We start from the raw sequence: 6,000 nt of genomic DNA on the forward strand, positions 1-6,000 counted from the left end.
AAATTGGCCGCCAGAAAAAAAGTCAAAAAGTATAGCCAGAAACCTGTCCCGCTCACTGCCCGCGAGAAAGTGAGCAAATACATGCGCGGAAACAAAAGCCGTGATACGCAACCAGAGCTTCTGTTGCGTCGTGCCCTGTGGCAGAACGGCCTCCGTGGTTACCGGGTCCATTGGCGCAAAGCCCCAGGCAAGCCTGACATCTGCTATCCATCCCGCCGGTTAGCAATTTTTGTACATGGCTGCTTCTGGCATCGCTGCCCTTATTGCCAACCTGCATTTCCAAAGTCAAACCTACGGTTTTGGGAAGAAAAGTTTATCAATAATCAGATGCGAGACGAACGCTACAGAACGCTGTACCGGGAAGCCGGCTGGCAACGGGTGGTGGTGTGGGAGTGCCAACTGTATCAGGACCTCGCATCCTGCCTCAGTCTGATCAAGGCACTGCACCGCGGTGTTCCTGCCAGCTGGGAAATAGCCGCCTGATCGAAATCCGGCCATTCGCAACCAACGGTATGAATAAAAGTATTATCTTCAGTACTTTAACATACCTACAAAACCCTATGAAAAAAGATATGATCGGCCTGGCTTTGCTTAGCCTGGTAGCTTTTGGTTGCAACGAAAATGCCAGGGAAGTAGCAGACAGCGATGGTGAGCGCACTGCTGTTGCCGGTGATACGACCGGTTTGCTTGCTGCCCAACAGAGCATTAACGCAAATGACCTCCTGCAGCACATCCGCGTGCTCGCTTCTGATGAGTTTGAGGGCCGCAGCCCCGGCACTCCCGGCGAAGACTCTACTGTCAACTACCTTACCCGTGAGTTTCAGAAGCTTGGCTTGCAGCCCGGCAATCCGGACGGCACTTTCGTGCAGAATGTTCCCATGTTTGGCTTCACCGCACAGCCTCAGGCAAACTTTACAGCAGGCGGCAGAACTATTAACCTTTCCTTTCCGGATGATTACGTAGCTGTGTCGCGCCGCTTTGTTCGGGATGTGAATGTGAACAACTCTGATTTAGTATTTGTGGGCTACGGCATTGTGGCGCCTGAGTATGGCTGGGATGATTATAAAGGTGTGGACGTAAAAGGCAAGACCATTGTCATGCTCATCAACGACCCGCCAATACCAAATCCTGATAACCCTGAGCAGTTGGATAGCACCATGTTTGGCGGCAAGGGCATGACCTACTATGGTCGCTGGACCTATAAATATGAGATAGCTGCTGAGAAGGGCGCTGCCGCTGCTATCATCATCCACGAGACCGGCCCTGCAGGCTACCCTTACGAAGTGGTATCAGGAAGCTGGAGTCGCGAGAACTTTGATATCAGCAACGCAGGCAAGAATATGGACCGCCTTTCTGTCGAATCCTGGATAACAGAAGAAAAGGCCCGTGAGCTCTTTACAGCTTCTGGTAATAGCTTTGAAAAACTAAAGAACGCTGCCGCCCAAAAAGGCTTCAAACCTGTTCCACTGAATGCCAAAGCAAACTTCAACATTAAGAACCAGCTGCGGGAAGTAGAGTCACGCAATGTGATTGCCAAGTTGGAAGGATCTGATCCGGACCTTAAGGATGAGTACGTAGTTTACACGGCACACTGGGACCACCTGGGCAAGGACGAGAAGCTGCAAGGTGATCAGATTTATAATGGCGCCATGGACAATGCCAGCGGTACAGCGGGCCTGATCGAGCTGGCCAAGGCATTTACCCAATTACCCGAAAAGCCTAAACGTTCTATCCTGTTTCTGGCTGTGACTGCTGAAGAGAAAGGTTTGCTGGGTTCTAAATACTATGCGTCCAATCCGCTCTACCCACTAAACAAAACACTGGCCAACATTAACATGGATGTGCTCAACCCTTATCACCCCACGGAGGATGTGATCGTAATCGGGTATGGCAACTCTGACCTGGAAGATATACTGGCTGAAGAGGCCCGTACGCAAAACCGTCGTATCGTGCCGGAGGCATCTCCTGAGAAAGGCTCATTTTATCGTTCTGATCACTTCGAGTTCGCCAAGCAGGGCGTACCCGCGCTATACGCCAAATCAGGTATAGTCGCCCGCGATCAGCCTGCTGACTTCATAACCAAAAGACAGGAACAGTATACAGCTGAGCACTATCATAAGGTGGGCGACGAGGTATATGACGACTGGAACCTGGACGGTGCTGTAGAAGATCTGCAACTTTACTTCCGGGTAGGCTATCGTGTGGCAAACGGTACTTCCTATCCAGCATGGCGCGAAAAGTCTGAGTTCAGAGCAAAGCGAGAGAAGTCCTTAGCTGAAGTGCAATAACTGAATTCCACTAGCCTGAAGGAGCCTTGCTGTAAATTCAGCAGGGCTCCTTTTTTAATGGCCTATATTAAGGCTAAGTACTCTTTCCTTCATCAGCCCACCCATACCTTTACATAAATAAAATCTTATTTTATAAAGAACCCACTATAATAGACCTGAAGCTATGCTTCTTCAAATGCCCTCCACTCACCCTTTTAAAATGTTGTTTTGCAGCCAAATACAATGCATTCACAGGGATTACTATAAAAAAAAATAATCTTAGGGGTTACCTTTCCGTATAAACCGAATAAATAAGTACAAATTTACTTGTTTAACAAAATTTGAAAATCATGAAAAAGACAATAAAATTTGCATTTGCTGCATTCGCTTTCTTTGCTTTCACAGCTTGTGGTTCAGAAAACAACACAGCTACTGAAACTGACCGTATTGATGAGGTAGAAACCTCTGACATGGATATCGATGCAGACATGGACATGGAAGCCGATACTACTACGGTTATGGATACAACTGTAAATGACGGCGTAGCAGACGAAATTCCAGAAGAAAGACCTATTCAATAATCTACATAAATTTACGAAATGAAAAGCCCCCTTTCAGCGTGCTGAAAGGGGGCTTTTTTATACCTCGCTCACTGAAGAAAAATAGCATTAGACGTATGGATATGGCTTAATACTTGTTTAAATTTAGCCAATGGAAAAATTATCTTTAGAAGAAGACGGTGTGGCAATTGAGTTGGTAGCCTCTGATGCGGACCTGCATCAGGCTATACACCAATTAGAGCAGTGTGGCGAACTAGCCGTTGACCTTGAGTTTGATCAGAACCGCTTTACCTATGGCTTTAACCTTTGCCTGATCCAGATTGCTGACGGCAAAGGAAACTGCTTTATAATAGACCCTTTTTACATTGATGATCTGACGCCATTTTTCCAGCTAATGGAAAATCAGGCCATCACGAAAATCATCCATCACTCTAACAACGACATCCTACTACTTGACAAAATGGGATGCTCCGTTAAAGGTATAGTTGACACCGATGTTGCTGCCAAGATCCTAAACTATGAGCGCTCTTCATTGGCTACTGTGCTTAAGGAGGAGTTTGGTAAAGAGATCGATAAGTCACAGCAGTCTAGTAACTGGAATAAGCGACCTCTTACTGAAGACCAACTTCGCTATGCGGCTATTGATGTGATATACCTGCATAAAATAAAAGCCAAGCTACTTCAGGAAATTGAGAAACTGGACCGCATGCACTGGCTTGAAGAAGAGAACCATCTCTTGGAGCAGCTTAAGTATACTGAGTCAGAAAATCCACACTTACGTCTGAAGCACTCATACCGCCTTAACTATTACCAACAGTATCTCTTGAAGGGTCTCTATACCTTTCGGGAGAACATGGCCCGACAGTTTAACAAACCTGCCCATTTCGTTATCCCGAATGATGCACTTGTCGAATTAGCCAACAACCCGAACGCCGACCTACACGAATGGCTTAACCATACGAGAGGTATACACGGGAACCTGAAGAAGCCAAAGAACGAGCGCATGCTACAGGACGCATTGCAGGATGCTAAGGACGCAGCCAAGGCCAACCATATCAGCCATGATTATCCTGAGCATCGCTTCCAAAGGCCGCTGCGTACTCCTGAAACAGAACGTCGCAAAGAATTAATGACTGCGGTGCAGAAAGAAATTATTGCCAGGTATGGGGAGTATTCTTCCAAACTGATCATTAACCAAAGCCTGATTACGGACTATAGCCAGAATGGAAAGTTGCGTTGCACGAAGAAATATGCAAGCAACATCGTACTGGAGGTGGCACAGGATCTAGGTATAGAAATACATATCTCTACTGCTCCTCAGCAGACAGGGAGTAAATAAATTCGCTTTAAAGAACACATCATATAGCATGGACAAAGTAAGGATAGAACACGACTTTCTGGGAGAAAAAGAAATCCCGCATGAGGTCTACTATGGAATTCAAACAACACGCGCACTCGAGAACTTTCATATAACAGGGACACCCATCTCAAAAGAGCCGCTCTTTATAAAGGCCTTTGCTTATGTAAAAAAAGCAGCCGCTCTGGCCAACCATAAGTGTGGCGTGTTGAGCAAAGAGGTAACCGATGCTATTGTTTATGCCAGTGACAAACTCATTGCCGGTGAGTACCTGGATCAATTTGTCACTGACATGATTCAAGGGGGTGCTGGTACTTCCGTGAACATGAACGTGAATGAAGTGATTGCCAACATTGGCTTGGAGCACATGGGACATACAAAGGGCATGTATAACTATCTACATCCTAATAACCATGTGAATTGTTCGCAATCTACCAACGATGCCTATCCTACTGCTTTCAGACTGGCCCTTTATTGGAAGATACAGGCCTTTATAGAGAGCCTCGAGGCTTTACAGCAATCATTTGGACGTAAAGCTGATGAGTTTAAAGAAGTTCTGAAAATGGGGCGCACCCAATTGCAGGATGCTGTGCCTATGACTTTGGGAGCCGAATTCCACGGTTTCTCTACCACGATTCGGGAAGACATCCAGCGCCTTCATGAAGTAAAGATGCTGATCTGTGAAATAAACATGGGTGCTACGGCAATCGGTACTTCTATCAACGCACCACAGGGTTATCCACAAATGGTAACGGATATACTGCAGGAGATTTCGGGTGTACCTGTTGTACTTGCCGAGGACCTGATCGAAGCCACATGTGATACGGGAGCCTATGTGCAGGTATCTGGTGTCATGAAGCGCTGCGCCATCAAAGTGTCTAAGATTTGCAACGACTTGCGCTTGTTATCATCCGGCCCACGGGCAGGTTTAAATGAGATTAATCTTCCGCGCATGCAACCGGGATCCTCTATCATGCCTGGTAAAGTAAACCCTGTAATACCAGAAGTAGTCAATCAAACGGCCTATTACGTTATAGGGGCAGACATGACGGTGACTATGGCTGCAGAGGCTGGTCAATTACAGCTCAATGTAATGGAACCTGTTATAGCGTACAGTTTATTTAATTCCCTGACTTTCCTGGAGAATGCATGCTATACCTTACAAAGCAAATGTGTTGATGGCATTACGGCTAACGAAGAGATATGCCGCAACATGGTAATGAACAGCATCGGTATCGTCACATCGCTCAACCCGATACTTGGATACGAGGAGTCTGCCTCAATCGCTAAGGAAGCATTAGCAACCGGCAAGTCTATTCATGAGATTACAGTGCTAGAGCGTAAACTGATTACCCAGGCTAAATGGGATGAGATTTTCTCTATGGAGAACCTGATCAACCCGAAGTTCATCAACATATAGTTTTAAGGTACCCAATAAAAAAGCGGCTGCATTTAATCAAATGCAGCCGCTTTTTTATTGCTAGTATTGTAGTAACGAAAATAATAAGAGATAAAGCTTCTAATAGCTTTTAACATCACATAACTAAGCACTGCAATCAGATTAAGTCATACCTATATAGTATGTAGGTAAGCATTACAACAATGTTTATTACCTACCATCCCTTCATTCATGCCCTTATTGATTAGCGCAAGTCCTCTTTATTATCGCCATGGACTGAGTTGATTGGCGGTCCAGCTCCCCCCTTTCATGTGAGTGCTTCAAACGGGGACAGCCCCTGACTCTTTTCAGAATCAGGGGCTGTCTGTTGTTGGGGTTGGCGGCCACCTACTCTCCCGGGTGTGACCCCAGTACCAT

General features: G+C 46.2%; 5 protein-coding genes. All 5 read left to right on the forward strand.

What is annotated here, in order from left to right; translation table 11 throughout:
• The first annotated feature begins 3 nt into the window (after nt 1-3).
• Entirely contained in the window at nt 4-483 is a 480-nt protein-coding gene (locus I0P70_RS19475; protein ID WP_196120804.1) for a very short patch repair endonuclease, read from the forward strand.
• Nucleotides 484-560: 77 nt separating this feature from the next.
• On the forward strand, nt 561-2,288 hold the full coding sequence (locus I0P70_RS19480; protein WP_196120805.1) for a M28 family metallopeptidase: 1,728 nt from the start codon (nt 561-563) through the stop codon (nt 2,286-2,288).
• Nucleotides 2,289-2,617: 329 nt separating this feature from the next.
• Nucleotides 2,618-2,848 carry a hypothetical protein gene (locus I0P70_RS19485; RefSeq protein WP_007655526.1) on the forward strand — a complete coding sequence of 77 codons (231 nt, stop codon included), beginning with the start codon at nt 2,618-2,620 and terminating at the stop codon, nt 2,846-2,848.
• Nucleotides 2,849-2,978: 130 nt separating this feature from the next.
• Entirely contained in the window at nt 2,979-4,166 is a 1,188-nt protein-coding gene (locus I0P70_RS19490) for an HRDC domain-containing protein (protein WP_196120806.1), read from the forward strand.
• Nucleotides 4,167-4,194: 28 nt separating this feature from the next.
• On the forward strand, nt 4,195-5,604 hold the full coding sequence (aspA, locus tag I0P70_RS19495) for an aspartate ammonia-lyase (RefSeq protein ID WP_196120807.1): 1,410 nt from the start codon (nt 4,195-4,197) through the stop codon (nt 5,602-5,604).
• The last annotated feature ends 396 nt before the right edge of the window (nt 5,605-6,000 follow it).

It is taken from the genome of Pontibacter sp. FD36 (assembly GCF_015686655.1).
Taxonomy (GTDB): Bacteria; Bacteroidota; Bacteroidia; order Cytophagales; family Hymenobacteraceae; genus Pontibacter.